Annotated in this window: 13 protein-coding genes, 1 other RNA gene and 2 pseudogenes; 1 reads left to right on the top strand and 15 read right to left on the bottom strand. The window is 69.9% G+C overall.

The features are described 5' to 3' along the window. Window positions 1-145: 145 nt before the first annotated feature. The 9 genes and pseudogenes from ACZ562_RS23510 to ACZ562_RS23470 form a co-directional block, all read right to left on the bottom strand. Window positions 146-967: a zf-HC2 domain-containing protein gene (locus tag ACZ562_RS23510; RefSeq protein WP_471182393.1), complete on the bottom strand. Its 822-nt coding sequence runs from the start codon at window positions 965-967 to the stop codon at window positions 146-148. Then, the gene (locus ACZ562_RS23505) at window positions 967-1,488 is read right to left on the bottom strand and encodes a sigma-70 family RNA polymerase sigma factor (protein ID WP_010039908.1); all 522 of its coding nucleotides are present in this window, start codon (window positions 1,486-1,488) and stop codon (window positions 967-969) included. Before ACZ562_RS23505 ends, ACZ562_RS23510 begins: the two co-directional genes overlap by 1 nt. A 339-nt stretch (window positions 1,489-1,827) precedes the next feature. Beyond that, entirely contained in the window at window positions 1,828-2,421 is a 594-nt protein-coding gene (locus ACZ562_RS23500; protein ID WP_471182390.1) for a CGNR zinc finger domain-containing protein, read from the bottom strand. Between the two features lie 414 nt (window positions 2,422-2,835). Beyond that, window positions 2,836-3,987: a uroporphyrinogen-III synthase gene (locus ACZ562_RS23495; RefSeq protein WP_471182387.1), complete on the bottom strand. Its 1,152-nt coding sequence runs from the start codon at window positions 3,985-3,987 to the stop codon at window positions 2,836-2,838. A 120-nt stretch (window positions 3,988-4,107) separates the two neighbouring features. Next, a complete protein-coding gene (locus tag ACZ562_RS23490; RefSeq protein WP_471182385.1) occupies window positions 4,108-5,490 on the bottom strand; it encodes a nitrate/nitrite transporter in 1,383 nt (460 codons plus the stop codon). Between the two features lie 174 nt (window positions 5,491-5,664). Then, window positions 5,665-6,858: an acyltransferase family protein gene (locus tag ACZ562_RS23485; protein ID WP_471182383.1), complete on the bottom strand. Its 1,194-nt coding sequence runs from the start codon at window positions 6,856-6,858 to the stop codon at window positions 5,665-5,667. Continuing rightward, on the bottom strand, window positions 6,855-9,047 hold the full coding sequence (locus ACZ562_RS23480) for a glycosyltransferase (RefSeq protein ID WP_471182380.1): 2,193 nt from the start codon (window positions 9,045-9,047) through the stop codon (window positions 6,855-6,857). The genes ACZ562_RS23485 and ACZ562_RS23480 overlap by 4 nt, the downstream gene beginning before the upstream one ends. Then, the gene (locus tag ACZ562_RS23475; RefSeq protein ID WP_471182378.1) at window positions 9,047-9,676 is read right to left on the bottom strand and encodes a hypothetical protein; all 630 of its coding nucleotides are present in this window, start codon (window positions 9,674-9,676) and stop codon (window positions 9,047-9,049) included. Before ACZ562_RS23475 ends, ACZ562_RS23480 begins: the two co-directional genes overlap by 1 nt. A gap of 432 nt (window positions 9,677-10,108) precedes the next feature. Further along, a pseudogene (locus ACZ562_RS23470) lies at window positions 10,109-10,483 on the bottom strand (LysR family transcriptional regulator); the annotation flags it as partial. Between the two features lie 76 nt (window positions 10,484-10,559). Between ACZ562_RS23470 and ACZ562_RS23465 the strand changes: the two are divergent. Next, window positions 10,560-10,679, top strand: a pseudogene (locus tag ACZ562_RS23465) (MFS transporter); the annotation flags it as partial. A 140-nt stretch (window positions 10,680-10,819) separates the two neighbouring features. Here the strand turns inward: ACZ562_RS23465 and ACZ562_RS23460 are convergent. The 6 genes from ACZ562_RS23460 to ftsE form a co-directional block, all read right to left on the bottom strand. Next, the gene (locus ACZ562_RS23460) at window positions 10,820-11,806 is read right to left on the bottom strand and encodes an extracellular catalytic domain type 1 short-chain-length polyhydroxyalkanoate depolymerase (protein ID WP_471182375.1); all 987 of its coding nucleotides are present in this window, start codon (window positions 11,804-11,806) and stop codon (window positions 10,820-10,822) included. 266 nt (window positions 11,807-12,072) lie between these two features. Continuing rightward, window positions 12,073-12,467: a transfer-messenger RNA gene (gene ssrA / locus ACZ562_RS23455) on the bottom strand. A 154-nt stretch (window positions 12,468-12,621) separates the two neighbouring features. Beyond that, window positions 12,622-13,155, bottom strand: a complete 534-nt coding sequence (smpB, locus tag ACZ562_RS23450; RefSeq protein WP_471182373.1) for an SsrA-binding protein SmpB — start codon at window positions 13,153-13,155, stop codon at window positions 12,622-12,624. 80 nt (window positions 13,156-13,235) lie between these two features. Next, on the bottom strand, window positions 13,236-14,405 hold the full coding sequence (locus tag ACZ562_RS23445; protein WP_471182370.1) for a S41 family peptidase: 1,170 nt from the start codon (window positions 14,403-14,405) through the stop codon (window positions 13,236-13,238). A 67-nt stretch (window positions 14,406-14,472) separates the two neighbouring features. Beyond that, window positions 14,473-15,393: a permease-like cell division protein FtsX gene (gene ftsX / locus ACZ562_RS23440; protein ID WP_471182368.1), complete on the bottom strand. Its 921-nt coding sequence runs from the start codon at window positions 15,391-15,393 to the stop codon at window positions 14,473-14,475. 29 nt (window positions 15,394-15,422) lie between these two features. After that, the gene (gene ftsE, locus ACZ562_RS23435; protein WP_067235911.1) at window positions 15,423-16,112 is read right to left on the bottom strand and encodes a cell division ATP-binding protein FtsE; all 690 of its coding nucleotides are present in this window, start codon (window positions 16,110-16,112) and stop codon (window positions 15,423-15,425) included. Between the last annotated feature and the right edge of the window lie 292 nt (window positions 16,113-16,404).

Here is a 16,404-nt window from a genome sequence, read left to right as displayed (position 1 = left end):
GCCGGGCAGGTGATGGTCGCACGTGCTGAGGGTCTGTCCGGCGGCTCATGCCGGAGACACGGGGCCTGGCACGCCCATCTGCCGCGTTGCCGTCGGTGGCCGTCGGTGGCCGTCGGTGGCCGTCGGTGGCCGTCGGTGGCCGAGGCTACGCGTCGATCTCGACGAGCCTCTTGCCCTCGAAGGTCATGACCTCGTAGTGGTCGATCTCGTTCGGGTTGAAGGCCGCTCCACCGCCGATGTACAGCGGGTTCTTGGCTTCTTCCGTCTTGGCGTTCGGGAGGCCGTAGCCCCAGTTCGGGACGGACCAGGACGAGACGGTCTCGCGCTCGCCGTTCTTGCCCACGGCGATCAGGGAGCACTTGAGCGGACCCTTGACGTTCTTGAGCTGGAGGACCGCCTGGGTGCCCCAGTCCTTCTTCGCCGAGGCGACCGTGCCGGTGACATCGGTCGTCGGATCCGTGGCCGTGACCTTGTCGGGCAGGCTCTCGAAGAGGGTTTTGGCGGGGCTCGCGGGCGCCGCCTGGTTACCGGTGTCCGAGTCGCCGCCCGTCGCCGCGACCACGGCCAGCGGGCCGCCGATGATCAGCGCGGCAGCGGCCGCCACCAGGTAGAAGCTGCGTCGGCGCTTGACGGCGCGACGCTCGGAGAGCTCGTCGACCAGCTTCTCCGCCAGCCGTGGGCTGGGCCGGGCGGACAGCGACTCGCCGATCGAGGGCGTGCCGGAGCCCGGCAGGTCCGCGAGAGCGGCCAGCATCGGCTCCATCCCGGAGAGTTCGTCGAGCTGCTGGGCGCACCATTCGCAGGTGGCGAGATGGGCCTCGAAAGCGGTTGCTTCGGCGTCGTCGAGGATGCCGAGGGCGTAGGCGCCGACGGTCTCGTGCTCGTTCGGCACCGAAGATCCCATCATGGGGCCAGACATACCCGAACCACCTGTACCGAATCCCTGGTTTCCCCCGTAAACACTCATCACGCCGTCACCCCCCGCTCCTCCAGTGCCAGCTTCATCGAACGCAGGGCGTAGAACACCCGTGAGCGCACCGTGCCACTGGGGATACCAAGCGTCTCGGCCGCCTCATTGACGGTACGCCCCTTGAAGTACGTCTCGACGAGCACCTCCCGGTGGGCCGGGGTCAGGTCGTCGAGCGCGTCGGACAACGTCATCAGCCACAGCGCCTTGTCGATCTCGTCCTCCGCGGGGATGACCTCCAGCGGCGACGGATCGACCTCCTGCGGCCGGGCCTGCCGGCTGCGGTGGCCGTCGATGACGATGCGCCGGGCGACCGTCACCAGCCAGGGGCGTACCGATCCGGTCGCTCGATTGAGCTGGCCGGCGTTCTTCCAGGCACGGATGAGTGTTTCCTGCACCACGTCCTCGGCTCTCTGGCGGTCGCCCGCGACCAGGCGAAGGACGTACGCAAGGAGAGGTCCGGCGTGCTCTCTGTAGAGGGCACGCATCAGCTCCTCATCTGGTTCCGAGGGCTGGGACATGCGATGTCGGGCCCTCGATCCACGTTCATTGGCCACGACGGAATCCTTGCGCACGCCCACCTCCGATGTCCCGGGGTTCCCCCAGTCGGTCGCTCGCCCACGGGTACGGACGGAGGCAGTTGTGTGTTCAATGTGGCGCGACAGTTTTCGGCGGGGTGTCGTGACGAGCTCGGACATGGGGGCACATTCCCACCGCGCGATATTTACATTTCCACCGCACAAGCAAGATCGCGACCGCTGCCCTCGTGAGGCTGAAGGTAAACGGCGTGTAATCCAAATCACTTCGACGGTCGATTCACAGAAGCCGCATACCGCTCGCCAGGCGGTCGCTCGCCTCACTCAGGTACGGGCGAGGGCCGCTCGTCGGCGGTGTCGGGCCACCCTTTCGCGGTTCCCGCAGACCTCACTGGAGCACCAGCGCCTCCTGCGTCCCCTGGATGTGTCGACGTATACGATCGGGCAGTTGTCGCCCTCGCACTGGCGCAGGCCGGCCCGGGCGACGGGGTCGGTGAGCAGTTCCACGGCGTCCCGGGCGATCGTGCCGAGCAGGCCCGCACAGTCGGGCGGACCGTCCAACTCCCGTACGAGCGTCCCGCCTTCGCCGCGCACCGCGCGCGGGGCGGGTGGCGCCGCCCGGGCGAGCTCGTTGACGCGGGCCAGCGCGAGGTCGTACGGGCGGGTCTCGGAGGCGAGCCCGCCGGGCACCAACCGGCCCACGAGGCCGCGCAGTTCACGGAAGCCCACGAGCCAGGCGGCGTCCGTGTGCGCCAGCGGGGTGTCCGCCGGGACGAGCCCGGACGCGGTGATCCAGGCGCGCAGGACCTCGACGGAGCCGAGCCGTTCCTCGGGATGGGTGGTCGCGAGGAGATCCAGGCAGATCCGCCCGGCATCGAACCGCAGCTCGTACGAGGCCGTGGCCGTACCCAGTGCCATGTGCCTGTCACCGCCTAGGGGTCACCCCGGTCATGAGGGGTCGGCGAGTTGCCGGTGAGGGGCTGGTGAAGCGTTCCCTCCAACAGTGCATGCCCGCTGGCGCGGCCGGAACCCCTCGGGCGCACGTGGACGACGGCGTATGCGGCCGCGCGTCCGGGCCATGTCCCGCCCGTGCTCCCGCCGGTTGACTGATCGGCATGACGGAGAACACAACGTGAGTGGCGTGGAATGTCGTTCGGACGCTGCCGTCGACGCCGGCACTGGTGTGCCTGGCGCGGGCGCTGGTGCCGTACGCCGGATTCGGCGCAGGGCAGGCAATGCGAGCCCGACCGGCGTTTGAGGACGAGGCCGTTCAGGCCGAAGGGGGCTGGGGCGCAGCCCCGAGCGACGCACGCACCGGCGCAGGGTGCGAACTCACACGTCCGAATACTTGGCGTCCGCCGCCGGATCCAGCGCCAGCCGATAGCCCCGCTTGACGACGGTCTGGATCAACTTCGGCGCGCCGAGCGCGCTGCGGAGCCGGGCCATCGCCGTCTCGACGGCGTGTTCGTCCCGCCCCGATCCCGGCAGCGCCCGCAGCAGATCGGCCCGCGCCACGACCCAGCCCGGCCGCCGCGACAGCGCCCGCAGCAGCGACATCCCCGCCGGCGGCACCGGGCGGAGCGCCCCGTCCACCAGCACCGCGTGGCCGCGGATCTCCACGTGGTGACCGGCGATCGGCAAGGACCGCGCCCGGCCGGGCAGTTCCTGGCACAGCAGCTGGACGAGGGGACCGAGCCGGAAGCGCTCGGGCGAGACCGTGTCGACGCCCCGGGACTGGAGCGGCAGTGCGGTGACCGGGCCCACGCAGGCCGGCAGCACGTCGTGGCTGAGGGCGGCGAGCAGTTCGGGCAGCAGGCCGCGCTCCTCGGCGCGCGACAGCAGTGAGGCGGCGGCGGGCGCGCTGGTGAAGGTGAGTGCGTCCAGGCTGCGCGCGACCGTCGCGTCCAGCAGCCGGTCCATCGGCGCGACGTCCTCCGGCGGCATCCACCGGTAGACGGGCACCCCGAGCACCTCCGCTCCCGCGGCCCGCAGCGCCTCCACGAAACCGGGCAGCGGCTCGCCGTGCAGCTGCAGGGCGATCCGGCGGCCTTCGACGCCCTCCTCCAGGAGCCGGTCGAGCACCTCTGCCATGGACTCGGAGGACGGCGACCACTCCTCCGTCAGGCCGGCGGCCCGTATCGCGCCCTTGACCTTGGGTCCGCGGGCGAGCAGCTCGATCCCGCGCAGCCGGGTGAGCAGGTCCTCGCCGAGTCCCCAGCCGTCGGCGGCCTCGATCCAGCCCCGGAAGCCGATCGCGGTCGCGGCGACCACGACGTCCGGAGCCTGGTCGATGACCTCCTTGGTCGCGGCGAGCAGCTCACTGTCGTCGGCCAGCGGCACGATGCGCAGGGCGGGGGCGTGCAGCACGGCGGCACCACGGCGCTGGAGCAGCGCCCCGAGCTCATCGGCCCGGCGCGCTGCGGTCACTCCCACGGTGAAGCCCGCCAGGGGGCCGTGGTCCGGTCGCTGCTGTTCGTCGTACATGGCTCTCGTCCCGCACTCGAGTCGTTTGCACTACATGTGGTGTTGTCTCACCCTCATGCCGAACGAGCCTGTCAACGGCTCGTGACAGGCTCGGTTCGGCTTGATGTCGGCAGTGTTACGTCACACTTCCGCGTAGCTGAGCTGCGGCTTCGCCTCTGTGGCGGTCGTCTCCTCCGCCTTGGCGGCCGGGCGGCGAAGGTATACGGCCCAGGTGACGGCGAAGCAGAGGCCGTAGAAGGAGAGGAAGGTCACGAAGGCGCCGGTGCCGGAGCCGTAGGTCAGGAAGGACTGGCGGAAGGCCAGGTTGATGCCGACGCCGCCGAGTGCGCCCACCGCGCCGATCAGGCCCATGGAGGCACCGGAGAGCCGGCGCCCGTAGATGGCCGCCTCCTCGCCCTGGAGTCCCTTGGCGAGAGCCTTCGCCTGGAAGATGCCGGGGATCATCTTGTACGTCGACCCGTTGCCGAGGCCGCTGAGGACGAACAGGACGACGAACACTCCGACGAACAGCGGCAGCGACTTCTCCATGCTCGCGAACACGAGGGCGGTGGTCGCGGCGGCCATGCCGACGTAGTTGTACAGGGTGATCTTCGCGCCGCCGTACTTGTCGGCGAGCCAGCCGCCCACGGGTCGGATCAGGGAGCCGAGCAGCGGGCCGATGAAGGTCAGATACGCGGCCTGCAGGGGCGTACGGCCGAACTGGACCTGGAGCACCTGACCGAAGGCGAAGGCGAAGCCGATGAAGGAGCCGAAGGTGCCGATGTAGAGGAAGGACATGATCCAGGTGTGCGCGTCCTTCGCGGCGTCCTTGGCGGCGCCGGTGTCGTTCTTCACCGTCGCGAGGTTGTCCATCTTGAGCGCGGCCAGGACTGCGGCGACCAGGATGAGCGGGATGTAGATGCCGAGCAGCACGCGCGGGCCGGCGCTGGCGCCGATGACCGCGAGCGCGATCAGCTGGATGACCGGCACGCCGATGTTGCCGCCGCCGGCGTTGAGGCCGAGCGCCCAGCCCTTCTTCCTGAGCGGGAAGAAGGCGTTGATGTTGGTCATGGAGGAGGCGAAGTTGCCGCCGCCGATGCCGGCCAGCAGACCGACAAGCAGGAAGGTGTTGAAGGACGTTCCCGGCTCCATCACGGCGAAGGCGGCGATGGTCGGGACGAGCAGGAGGCCGGCCGAGACGATCGTCCAGTTCCGGCCACCGAAGATCGCGATGGCGAAGGTGTAGGGCACGCGCACGACCGCGCCGACCAGCGTCACCATCGATGTCAGCAGGAACTTGTCCGCCGGCGTGAGCCCGTACTCGGGGCCCATGAAGAGCACCAGCACGGACCACATGGTCCAGATCGAGAATCCGATGTGCTCCGAGAGGACGGAGAAGATCAGGTTCCGGCGGGCGACCTTCTCTCCGGTCTCGTTCCAGAAGGTCTCGTCCTCCGGATCCCACTTCTGGATCCAGCGACGGCCCCTGCTCGGGGGTGCGGGGGCTGTGCTAGGGGCTGTCATGACGCCTCCACGGGGCTCCGGGGCTAGGTGATTCTTTGCCGGTACTGAGCGGTGATGAGTCCCGAAGGTAGAGAGGGCGCGTTTCCTGGCTGTGGCTGTGAGTGACCGGAAAGGAACGTTGCTCTCACCTTCCGCGAAAGCGGGAGGTGAGGTTCGCGGGCTCGCTACGGGCAGTCAAGGCCTTCGGCGTGCCCCCCGGCGCCGGACCCCGTTCGGCCACAACCGGGGCTTTCGCCCGGCCGCCGCGTCCTCCGTCCAACCGAAGCAGAGGATACAGCCGGCCACGAGGATCCAGGTGAGGGCAAGGACCGGCCAGGAGCTCTCCAGCAGCCACGGGACGTGCAGCTCCAGTACCTGGAAGCCCCACAGCTGGTCCCACATCGTCAGGGCGGCGACGATGCACACGTTGTGCCAGAGATAGATCGTCACGGCGCGGGAATTGAGCAGGGTGATCAGCCCGTCCCAGGGACGCAGCCGGCGGGGCCACTCGGACCACGAGGGGCTGAAGTGCAGGAGCAGCAGCACCGTCGAGAGGGACCACAGGGCCTGGCCGAAGGGGATGTCGTCGAGGTCGTGGCCGGCCTTGAAGCCGTGCGTCAGCGCGTACCACAGGCCCAGCAGGGCGACGGCCGGGACCACGGAGGGGACGGCGTAGCGGGGGATGCGCTGGAGGATGCCCTCCTGGTGGGCCATGCCGAGGATCCAGCAGGCACCGAAGGTGGCGAAGTCGAGGACGGCCGAGTCGAGCCGCGGGCTGGGGATGGTGACGTAGCCGAACTCGAGGGCCGCGCAGAGGACGACCGGCGCCAGGATCGTCGCGCACGGAAGGGCGCGCAGGGCCTTCAGCAGGAGCGGGGAGAGCAGGACGAACCACAGGTAGGCGCGGATGTACCAGAGCGGCACCGCGAGCTCCGAGGCCCAGTCCCCGCCGATGACGCCGTGGATGCCCTGGAGTTCCTCGGCGCCGGGCGGCTCGCTCAGCGGCAGGACCCAGAAGGTGAGGTGGAGCCACCACCAGCCCGGATGCCCTTCGGAGTCCGGGCCCCAGCCCTGCAGCAGCATGCCGGTCACGCCGACCGCGCCGAGCAGCCACAGCGGGGGCAGCAGTCGGCGCAGGCGGCCGCGTATGACCTGCAGGGGCTGCCGTTTCCCGAGAGAGCGGGCCATGAGGTTGCCGGCGAGCGCGAACATCACGCCCATCGAGGGGAACACCACCGGCAGCCAGGCCCAGCCCATCAGGTGGTAGAAGACGACCCGGAAGAGGGCGACGGCCCGCAGGAGGTCGAAGTAGCGGTCGCGGACGGGTGCCGGCCGGGTCCGCTCGTCGGCCGGCTGTGCGGGGGCCTGTGTGAACGGCGGGGTGCTCATCGGACCGGCCTCTCTTCCATGGCCTCACCACGCTGGGCGGGTACGCCCGGTGGCGCGGCGACCTGGCCCTTGCGCCGCAGCTTCTGCCAGCGCAGGCGGCCGCCGGTGAGGGCGGTGATCCAGGACTGGAGCAGGACGACGTACATGAGCTGGCGGTAGAGGATCTGCTGCAGGGGCAGCGAGACCAGCGGGGCCGGTGACTCGCGGTCCAGACGGAAGGAGTAGCCCGCGCAGGCCGCCTGGATCGCGAGGACGCCGAACCAGGCCGCCACCGTCCTGCCCGTGGGGCCGAAGATCAGGCCGTAGAGCAGGAAGACGTCGATCAGCGGGGCCAGCAGCGGGGCCACCACCATGAACAGGGACACCAGCGGCAGACCCACCCGGCCGAAACGGCCGGAGGGGCCGCGTTCGACCAGGGCGCGGCGGTGTTTCCAGATCGCCTGCATGGTGCCGTACGACCAGCGGTAGCGCTGGGACCACAGCTGCTGGACCGACTCCGGGGCCTCGGTCCAGGCGCGGGCCTTCTCGGCGTAGACGACGCGCCAGCCGTCGCGGTGCATCGCCATGGTGATGTCGGTGTCCTCGGCGAGCGTGTCGTCGCTCATGCCGCCGACCCGTTCCAGGGCCGTGCGCCGGAAGGCGCCCACCGCGCCCGGGATCGTCGGCATGCAGCGCAGGACGTCGTACATACGGCGGTCGAGGTTGAAGCCCATCACGTACTCGATGTGCTGCCAGGCGCCGATGAGGGTCTCGCGGTTGCCGACCTTGGCGTTGCCGGCGACGGCGCCGACGCGCGGGTCGCCGAAGGGCTGCACCAGCTCACGGACGGTGGACGGTTCGAAGACCGTGTCGCCGTCCATCATCACGACGATGTCGTGCCTGGCGCCCGCCAGACCGCGGTTGAGGGCCGCCGGTTTGCCCGCGTTGAGCTGGCGGATCACCCGTACGCCGGGCAGGTCCATGGCCTCCACGATCCGTGCGGTGCCGTCGGCGGAGCCGTCGTCGACGACGATCACCTCGATCGGGTGCTCACTCGCCGTCAGTGAACGGACCGTGTTCTCGATGCACTTGGCCTCGTTGTACGCCGGGACCAGCACCGACACCGGTTCGGTGACCGGCGCGCCCCAGCGGAAGCCGGGCCGGCGGACCCTGCGTGCGTGGACGCCGGACAGGACGAGCATCAAGCCGAAGCGCGCGATGACCAGGAAGCCGATGACCGCGAGGCCGGCCACCAGTACGCCGGTGGTCTCGTCCGAGGCCCGCACCACGAAGATCCACGCCTGGGCCTTCCACAGGCCGGCTCCGGTGACCGGGGTGTGTGCGCTGGGTGCGTCGAGGGCCTCGGTGAGGTTGTCGAACTCGTAGCCCCGGGCCTTCATCTGCGGCACGAACCGGTCGAGCGCCTGAACGGTCTGGTGGCGGTCGCCGCCCGAGTCGTGCATCAGGACGATCGCCCCTCTGCCGCCCTTCGGGGTGGCGTTGCGGATGATCCGCTCCACGCCGGGCTTGCGCCAGTCCTCGCTGTCGGTGTCGGTGACGACGGTGATGTAGCCGCGGCTGCCGATGTACCGGGTCACCGCCCAGGACCGGTTGTCCGTGGCGGCGGCGTCGGAGGAGTACGGCGGGCGGAAGAGCGAGGTGCGGATGCCGGCGGCGCCGGTGATCGCGAGCTGGTTCTGGGACAGCTCCCAGTCGATGCGCTTCTTCGACTGGTAGGTGAGGTCGGGGTGGTTGAAGGTGTGCAGGCCGACCTCGTGGCCCTCGGCGACGATGCGCCGGACCAGGTCCGGGTGGCGCGAGGCCATGGTGCCGGTGACGAAGAAGACCGCGTGTGCGTGGTGCTTCCTGAGCACGTCAAGGACCTCGGGGGTCCAGGCCGGGTCCGGGCCGTCGTCGAAGGTGAGGACGAGGCGGTGATCACGCACCTTCAGGCTGGTGGCGCGGCTGCCGCGGGTGTCGATGACCGGGCCGCCGTCCAGGATCTTCCGGGGCACCTGGTCGGCGGCCGCCTCGGTCCGGACGCGGTGGTCGGCGAGGATCTCGCTGTGTACGTAGCCGCGCAGCATCAGCATCGCCATGAGCGCGGCGAGGACGAGTGCGGGCAGCAGCAGGCGCATGGGCAGGCGGCGACGCCGGGAACCGCCGTCGGTTCCGGTCGCGCGCCCGCCGCGGCGGGTGCGGGGTGCCATCAGAGAACGGGCTCCGGGGACGGGGAGGACGGCGGTGCGGACGTGCCCGGCTTCCCGGCGGGGCTCTCGGCGATGGGTGTGGGATCGCTCCCGCCGTTGGCCACCGGGCCGGGGCCGGGGTCGACGCTGCCGCCTGACGGCGAGGGAGCGGGCGAGGCGCTGCCGTCGCCCGTCGGGGTGCTGGGGTCGGCCGACGGGGCGCCGTGCGTCTCGGTGGGGTCCGGGCTCGGGTCGACCGTGTCGGTTCCCGGGCCTGCCGTGGTCCTGGTGGCGGTCGGCGAGGGGTCGGCGGACGTGCCCGGCCGGTCGGTACCGGCTGAGGCGCCGGTCGCGGGACTGCCGGTGCCCGGCCTCGGTGTCGTACCGGCGGCGGCCGTCGGAGCGGTACCGGGGGCGGGGGCGGCGCCGGCGGCGGAAGGCTGCTGCGTCTCGGCGGGCTGCGGGGAGGTGTCCACGCTGCCGGCCGGCCGGTCGGCCTGCTGTCCCGGTACGGGCAGCCAGGGCGCGTTGGAGTTGCCGGACAGCATGGTGGCGACGATGACGACGGCGTAGACGGCGCAGGCGAGTGAGACCGCCATACCGATCCGGCGGAATCGGCGGCTGCGGCGGCCCGACTCGTCGACGAACACCGGTCCGTCGGAGCCGTCCGTCCCACCTTTGGTCCGCCCTGCGAGTCGGTCCCCCAACTGTGAGCCGACGTCGTCGAGTTGGACGGTGACCTCGTCGGGGTCGTGGTCGTTACACGATTGGCCGGCCTCCCACGGGCCGGAGACAATTCCGGTTCCTCTCGTGTCCGGAAATGACTGGGTCTCGCTGCCATTTGTAACGAGTTCACTGATCGCGGATGCGACTTCCGGCCATTCCGGTTGGGCGTCTTCCCGCCCATCGCTCGCATTCTTCACATACACGCACATCCCCCCACGGAACGTTCATGGGTGCGCGCACGACACCGAGCACCAGTCGCCGAACCAGGCCCCCACCCGACCCGAGCGCCCCCTTTGTCGCAAGTGTGCTCAGGTCCCCGAATGTAGCGCAGAGAAACGTTGCGTGTTTGCCAAGTGTCAATTGTGCGCCCGTACGAGGGAAGCGTCGATGTCCGGAACCCATCCCTCGGCGGACCTGTGCAACCAGCCTTCCTCCGTGGAGAGTTGGGCCGCGGCGCGCCGAAGGGCATCGAATGCCGGATGCACCAGCCCCTTGCGCCACACCAGCGAGACGGGCGACAGCGGGACGGGATCGATCAAGGGGCGCAGCACCGTCTCAGGCATGGCCGGAAAGTCCACCACGGCAAGGATCGGGTGCCGGGTCTTGGCCATGAGGCGCCGGAACTCCTCGTCCCCGACGGCCAGGGGAGCAGGTGGCGCGATCTCGATCGCACGTCCGCAGAACAACTGGCGGGCGAGGTCGGTCCACTCCGGCGTCCGCGACGTAGAGGCGGGCCGCGGCACGCGTGAAGTGCAGTTCCTCGGCGACGACGAGGAAGGCACCCGTGCCTTCACCGCCGGGAACCTGATGGCCCGCCTGCCGATGGGCATGTTCAGCGTGAGCGGGGTGCTGATGATCGCCGGTTCGCGGGGCTCGTACGCCCTGGCCGGCGCCGTCACGGCCACCGGTCTCGCGGTGACCGCGCTGGGTTCGGCGCAGGCGTCGCCGGGACGGCGCGCTTCTTGGGCACCTCGTCGGCGTACGAGCGCACGACGCTGACCGTGGACGTCCGGCTGTCGACGTTCACCCTCTGCCAGGCACCGGCCGCGTACCCACCGCGTACCGGCTCACCCGAGCCCCCAGGCCCGCCCGAGCCGGTACGCGGCGCAGAGGTTCACGTCGAGGACGTAGGCCCCGGCCGTCCCGCACTGCTCGCTCCCGCTCCCCGGGTCGACGGGTTGCCCGTGCCCCATGCCGGTGATGCTGTACGTCTCGACGACGGCGTTCCCGCCCGCGTCCTTGAAGACCTGGTGGGGATACCCGGCCACGGTGTCGCTGACGTCGGCGGTCTGGTCGGCGCCGTGGACGTCGGTCCACTGCTTCATCAGGTCGGTCATGTTGACGGGCTTCACGGTGTAGTCGGCGCTGCCCTGGAGGACGGTGAGTGCCGGCCAGGGCCCGCCGTAGCCGGTGCGGGCCGCCCGCACCCGGTCGCCCCACTGCTGCGGGGTCTGGGTGGCACCGACGTACATGCAGCCCCACGGCGACCCGGCGGCCTGCGCGCAGCCGTACGGCAGCCCGGCGACGACGCCGCCGGCGGCGAACTTCTCCGGATACGTTGCCATCATCGCGGCGGACATGCCTCCACCGGCGGAAAGCCCCGTGACGTAGACGCGTGCCGGGTCGCCCGACACGTCGGCGAGCTGGCGGTCCAGCATCTGCGCGATGGACGCGGCCTCACCCTGACCGCGCGCGATGTCCCCGTTCTCGAACCAGTTGAAGCAGTTCGACGCGTTGTTGGCGGCCGGCTGCTGCGGCAGCACCACGGAGAAGCCCCAGCGGTCGGCGAGCTGGATCCACCCGCTGCCGGTGCCGTATCCGGAGGCGTTCTGGGTGCAGCCGTGCAGCGCGACGACGACAGGGCGCCCGGCGGGCAGCCCGTCGGGGACGTACCGGAACATGCGGAGGGCACCGGGGTTGCTCCCGAACCCGGTGACCTCCTGGAGAGAGGCGGCGGCGGCTCGGCCCGGGCTGAGGAAGACGGCGAGGAGGGCGACCAGGAGGGTCGCGAGAACGGCGGAACGGCTTCGGCTTGCGGCTCTGGTCTGGGTCATGGGGAGGGACCGTAGAAGCGTGAACGACCCGCCGATATGGGGCGGCGCACCACAACAAGGGCCGTTGCTGTGGGAGCCGGGTCCCGAAGCCCGGAGCTCAGGCCTCGCGGGGTGGCCGACGGACCTGCACGGCAGCAGACCGGTGGCCGGCGTGTGCCCACAGATGGTGCGCCTCCGGGCATGACAAAGGCCCCGCCGCTCGAAAGCGACGAGGCCTTTGTCCACATGGGATGAGGGACTCCGAGGGTCATGCCCCCGGAAACCTTCGGTGGAGATGGCGGGAATCGAACCCGCGTCCAACGGTGCAGAATCAGGGCTTCTCCGTGTGCAGTTCGCTGTGATTTTCTCGGCCCCGGCGATCACGCGAACAAGTCGCCGACGGGCCCAGTCACTGTTTGATTTCCCTCTTCACCCCGTGACCGGGATCAAGGTTTAGTCCCCTAGCTGATGCCAGGATCCGGGTCGGGAACAGCCCCGGGCTGACACTCCCATTAAGGAGCTATCGCGTCACTACCTGATCAGGCAGCGAGGGCGAAGAGCTCGGGAGAATCGCTCTTGGAATTGGCGATTATTTTTTGCGACATATGGTTTACGAGATCATTGCCGCTTCCTCGACACGCTTCCCCTGCTTCGACAGCCGCTGTCGAAACCGATCATCCCCATGTTGATTTTTCAATCCCTCCGGAGAGGGTTCGCACCCGCTGTGGAGTGCAGGTGCCATCGTACGTGACCGACGCGGATCGGTGCCAGCTCATTTCCCGGCGACCGGCGGGCCGGCGACCGAGGACGAGCGACCGGCGGCGAACGACCGGCGGCTAGGCACCCCGCTGCTTCCGCTTCGCCGCCGCGATCGCGCGGTCCGTCTCCCGCCGGTCCTGCTTCTCGCGCAGCGTCTGCCGCTTGTCGTACTCCTTCTTGCCTCGCGCCAGCGCGATCTCGGCCTTCGCTCGGCCGTCCTTGAAGTACAGGGCGAGAGGCACGATCGTGTGGCCCGTCTCCTCGGACTTCACCGCCAGCTTGTCGATCTCCTCGCGGTGCAGGAGCAGCTTGCGCTTGCGGCGCGCGGCATGGTTGGTCCAGCTCCCCTGGCTGTACTCGGGGATGTGGGCGTTGTGCAGCCACGCCTCGTTGCCGTCGATCTGGACGAAGCCGTCGGCCAGCGAGGCGCGTCCCTGGCGCAGCGACTTCACCTCGGTACCCGTGAGCACGAGACCGGCCTCGTAGGTGTCGATGATCGCGTAGTCGTGCCGGGCCTTCTTGTTCTGCGCGACGATCTTGCGCTTGCCGTCCTTGGCCTTGCCGGTGGCCGCCGCACCCTGCTTCGGCTGGGACTCTTTCGGTACGTACATTCCCTTACTCATAGTGCGGTCATTTTCGCACCAGGAGGGGGTCCGGGGGAAAGCCGATTAGGAGGCCGGCGCCCGGTCGGTCACGACGCGTCCCCGAGTCCGCCCAGGACGGTCTCCGCGCGGTCCAGCGCCCCGTGGTCCGCATCGAGGTCGGGCATGATCCCCGTCCCGTCGACGCCACGGCCCGACGGGGTGCGGTAGTGCCCGACGGTCAGCTCGGCGACGGAGCCGCCGGGCAGCCGGCTCGGCATCTGGACCGAGCCCTTGCCGAAGGTGCGGGAGCCCACGACGACCGCGCGGCCGCGGTCCTGCAGGGCGCCGGTGAGGAGCTCGGCCGCGCTCATCGTGCCCCCGTCGACGAGCGCGACCAGGGGTCTGGTGGTGTCACCGCCCGGCTCGGCGTGCAGGGCGCGCTGTTCGCCGTCGACGTCGTACGTGGCGACGAGGCCGCCGTCGAGGAAGGCGGAGGCGGTGGTGACGGCCTCGGTGACCAGGCCGCCGGAGTTGCCGCGCAGGTCGAGGATGATGCCGGGGGCGGCGGGGGCCTGCCGTACGGCGGCGCGTACGACGTCGCCGGAGCCCCTGGTGAACGAGTCGATCTTGATGACGGTGACTCCGCCGGCGAGCCTTCGGACAGTGACCGAATCCGTGGACAGACGGGCCCGGCGCAGGGTGAGGCTCCACGCGCGGGTGCCGCGCTCCAGGCCGAGGCGGACGCTCGTACCGGCCGGCGCGTCCGTGGCGTCACCGCGCAGTAAGGCGACCACCTCGGTGACGGGCCGCCCGTCGACCTGCGCACCGTCGACGCTGCGCAGCCGGTCTCCCCTGCGGATCCCGGCGGCGGCCGCGGGCGAGCCGGCCGCCACCTTGGTCACCTCGATACGGCCGTCGCGCTCACGCCGCGCCCACAGGCCGACGCCCGTGTACTCGCCGTCGAGGGCCTCCTCGAACTCCTTGTACTCGCCCTGGGAGTAGACGGCGCCCCAGCGGTCACCGCTGCGGCTGACCGCGCGCTCGGCGGCCTCCATGGGGGACGTGCCGTCGGCCATGGCATCGGCGGCCGCCTCGGCGACGTTCTCCTGCCGGCTCGCGGGCACGGACGTACGGGGGGCGTCGGACCCGGACCTCCGGCCGGCGTCGGGGAACGAGCCGGTCGCGGCACCGGCCACGAGCACGCTCGTGAAGACCAATGTCAGGGCGGCCCCGCGGCGGATGCGGCGGGGCTGGCAGAACAGGTCGCGGCCTGACATGCCGGTGAGTCTAGGACAACGCGAAGGGCCGCACGGTCGGTTGCCCGTACGGCCCTCTTGGCATGCGTCACACCTTCAGGTACTTGCGCAGCGCGAAGAACGCGGCCAGCGCCGGCATCAGCAGACTCGTCGCGAGGATGAGCGGCAGCTTCGTCAGGACCGCGTCCCAGCCGATGAAGTTGATCAGGTTGAGTTTCTCGGACAGGGCCAGACCGTGGTCGATGATGAAGTACCGGGCGACCACCAGGAAGGCACAGGCGACGCCACCGCCGATGAGCCCGGCGACGGCGGCCTCCATGATGAACGGCGCCTGGATGTAGAAGCCCGAGGCGCCCACCAGGCGCATGATGCCGGTCTCACGCCGCCGGCTGAACGCCGAGACACGCACCGTGTTGACGATCAGCATCAGCGCGACGACGAGCATCAGCGCCATCACCGCGCGCGCGGCCCAGTTCATGCCGTTGAGCAGCCCGAAGAGGTTGTCCAGGATGCCCTTCTGGTCCTGCACGGACTGCACGCCGTCCCGCCCGTCGAAGGCGGTCGCGATGACCTGGTACTTCTCCGGGTCCTTCAGCTTGATGCGGTACGACTCCTGCATCTGGTCCGGCGTCAGGGAGCTGGCCAGCGGGGAGTCGCCGAACTGCTCCTTGTAGTGCTTGTACGCCTGGTCCTGGGACTCGTAGGTGACGGTCTGCACGACCGACGCCATCTCCTTGAGGTCGGCGAGGATCTCCTTCTTCTGGTCCTCGGTGACCGCCCCCTTGGCACAGTTGGGGTCGGACTCGGCGTCGCTCTTGTTGCAGAGGAAGATCGAGACGTTGACCTTGTCGTACCAGTAACCCTTCATGGTGCTCACCTGGTCGCTCATCAGCAGCGACCCGCCGAACAGGGCCAGGGACAGGGCGACGGAGACGACGACCGCGAAGGTCATGGTCAGGTTGCGGCGGAGACCGACACCGATCTCGGACAGTACGAACTGGGCGCGCATGGCGTCTGGTTAAGCCTTTCCGTGGATCGTCAGTGCTGGTAGCCGTAGACGCCGCGCGCCTGGTCGCGGACGAGACGGCCCTTCTCCAGCTCGATGACGCGCTTGCGCATCTGGTCCACGATGTTCTGGTCGTGCGTCGCCATCACCACGGTCGTGCCCGTCCGGTTGATGCGGTCGAGCAGCTTCATGATGCCGACGGAGGTCTGCGGGTCGAGGTTGCCGGTGGGCTCGTCGGCGATGAGCAGCTTGGGCCGGTTGACGAAGGCGCGCGCGATGGCCACGCGCTGCTGCTCACCACCGGACAGCTCGCCGGGCATCCGGTCCTCCTTGCCACCGAGCCCGACTAGGTCGAGAACCTGCGGCACGGACTTGCGGATCTCGCCGCGCGACTTGCCGATGACCTCCTGCGCGAAGGCCACGTTCTCGGCGACCGTCTTGTTCGGCAGGAGACGGAAGTCCTGGAACACCGTCCCCAGCTGGCGGCGCATCTGCGGCACCTTCCAGTTGGAGAGACGCGCGAGGTCCTTGCCCAGGACGTGCACCTGACCGTGGCTGCACCGCTCCTCGCGGAGGACCAGCCGCAGGAAGGTGGACTTTCCGGAGCCCGAGGACCCCACGAGGAACACGAACTCGCCCTTCTCCACCTCGAGGGAGACATCCCTGAGTGCGGGGCGGGTCTGCTTGGGGTAGACCTTGGATACGTTGTCGAATCGGATCACGGATGCACCACGGGTCGCCGGGGGTAGATGAGCGTGACCATACGCGAACCGGACGCACAAGCGCAGGCACCGGTCGGGGTTGCGCGAGGGTTGTGCGTTTTTGTACCGGGGAGTCCTCGAGGGTCGGCCGGGCAGCATACACAGGGGCACGGGGAACAGCGCGACAAGCCACATTCGGCCCGCGCTCGCGAGACAATGGCAACCACCCCTCCCCGAGCGCCCGCGCCGCCCCCGGAGGAACCTGGCACAGTGGAGGGGGAACGTTCTCGCCCCCGAGGGCGTTGACCTACGT

Source organism: Streptomyces sp. NPDC040410 (assembly GCF_055595715.1).
Note: the sequence above shows the minus strand (reverse complement) of the source record. Positions and strands in the feature narration are given on the sequence as shown.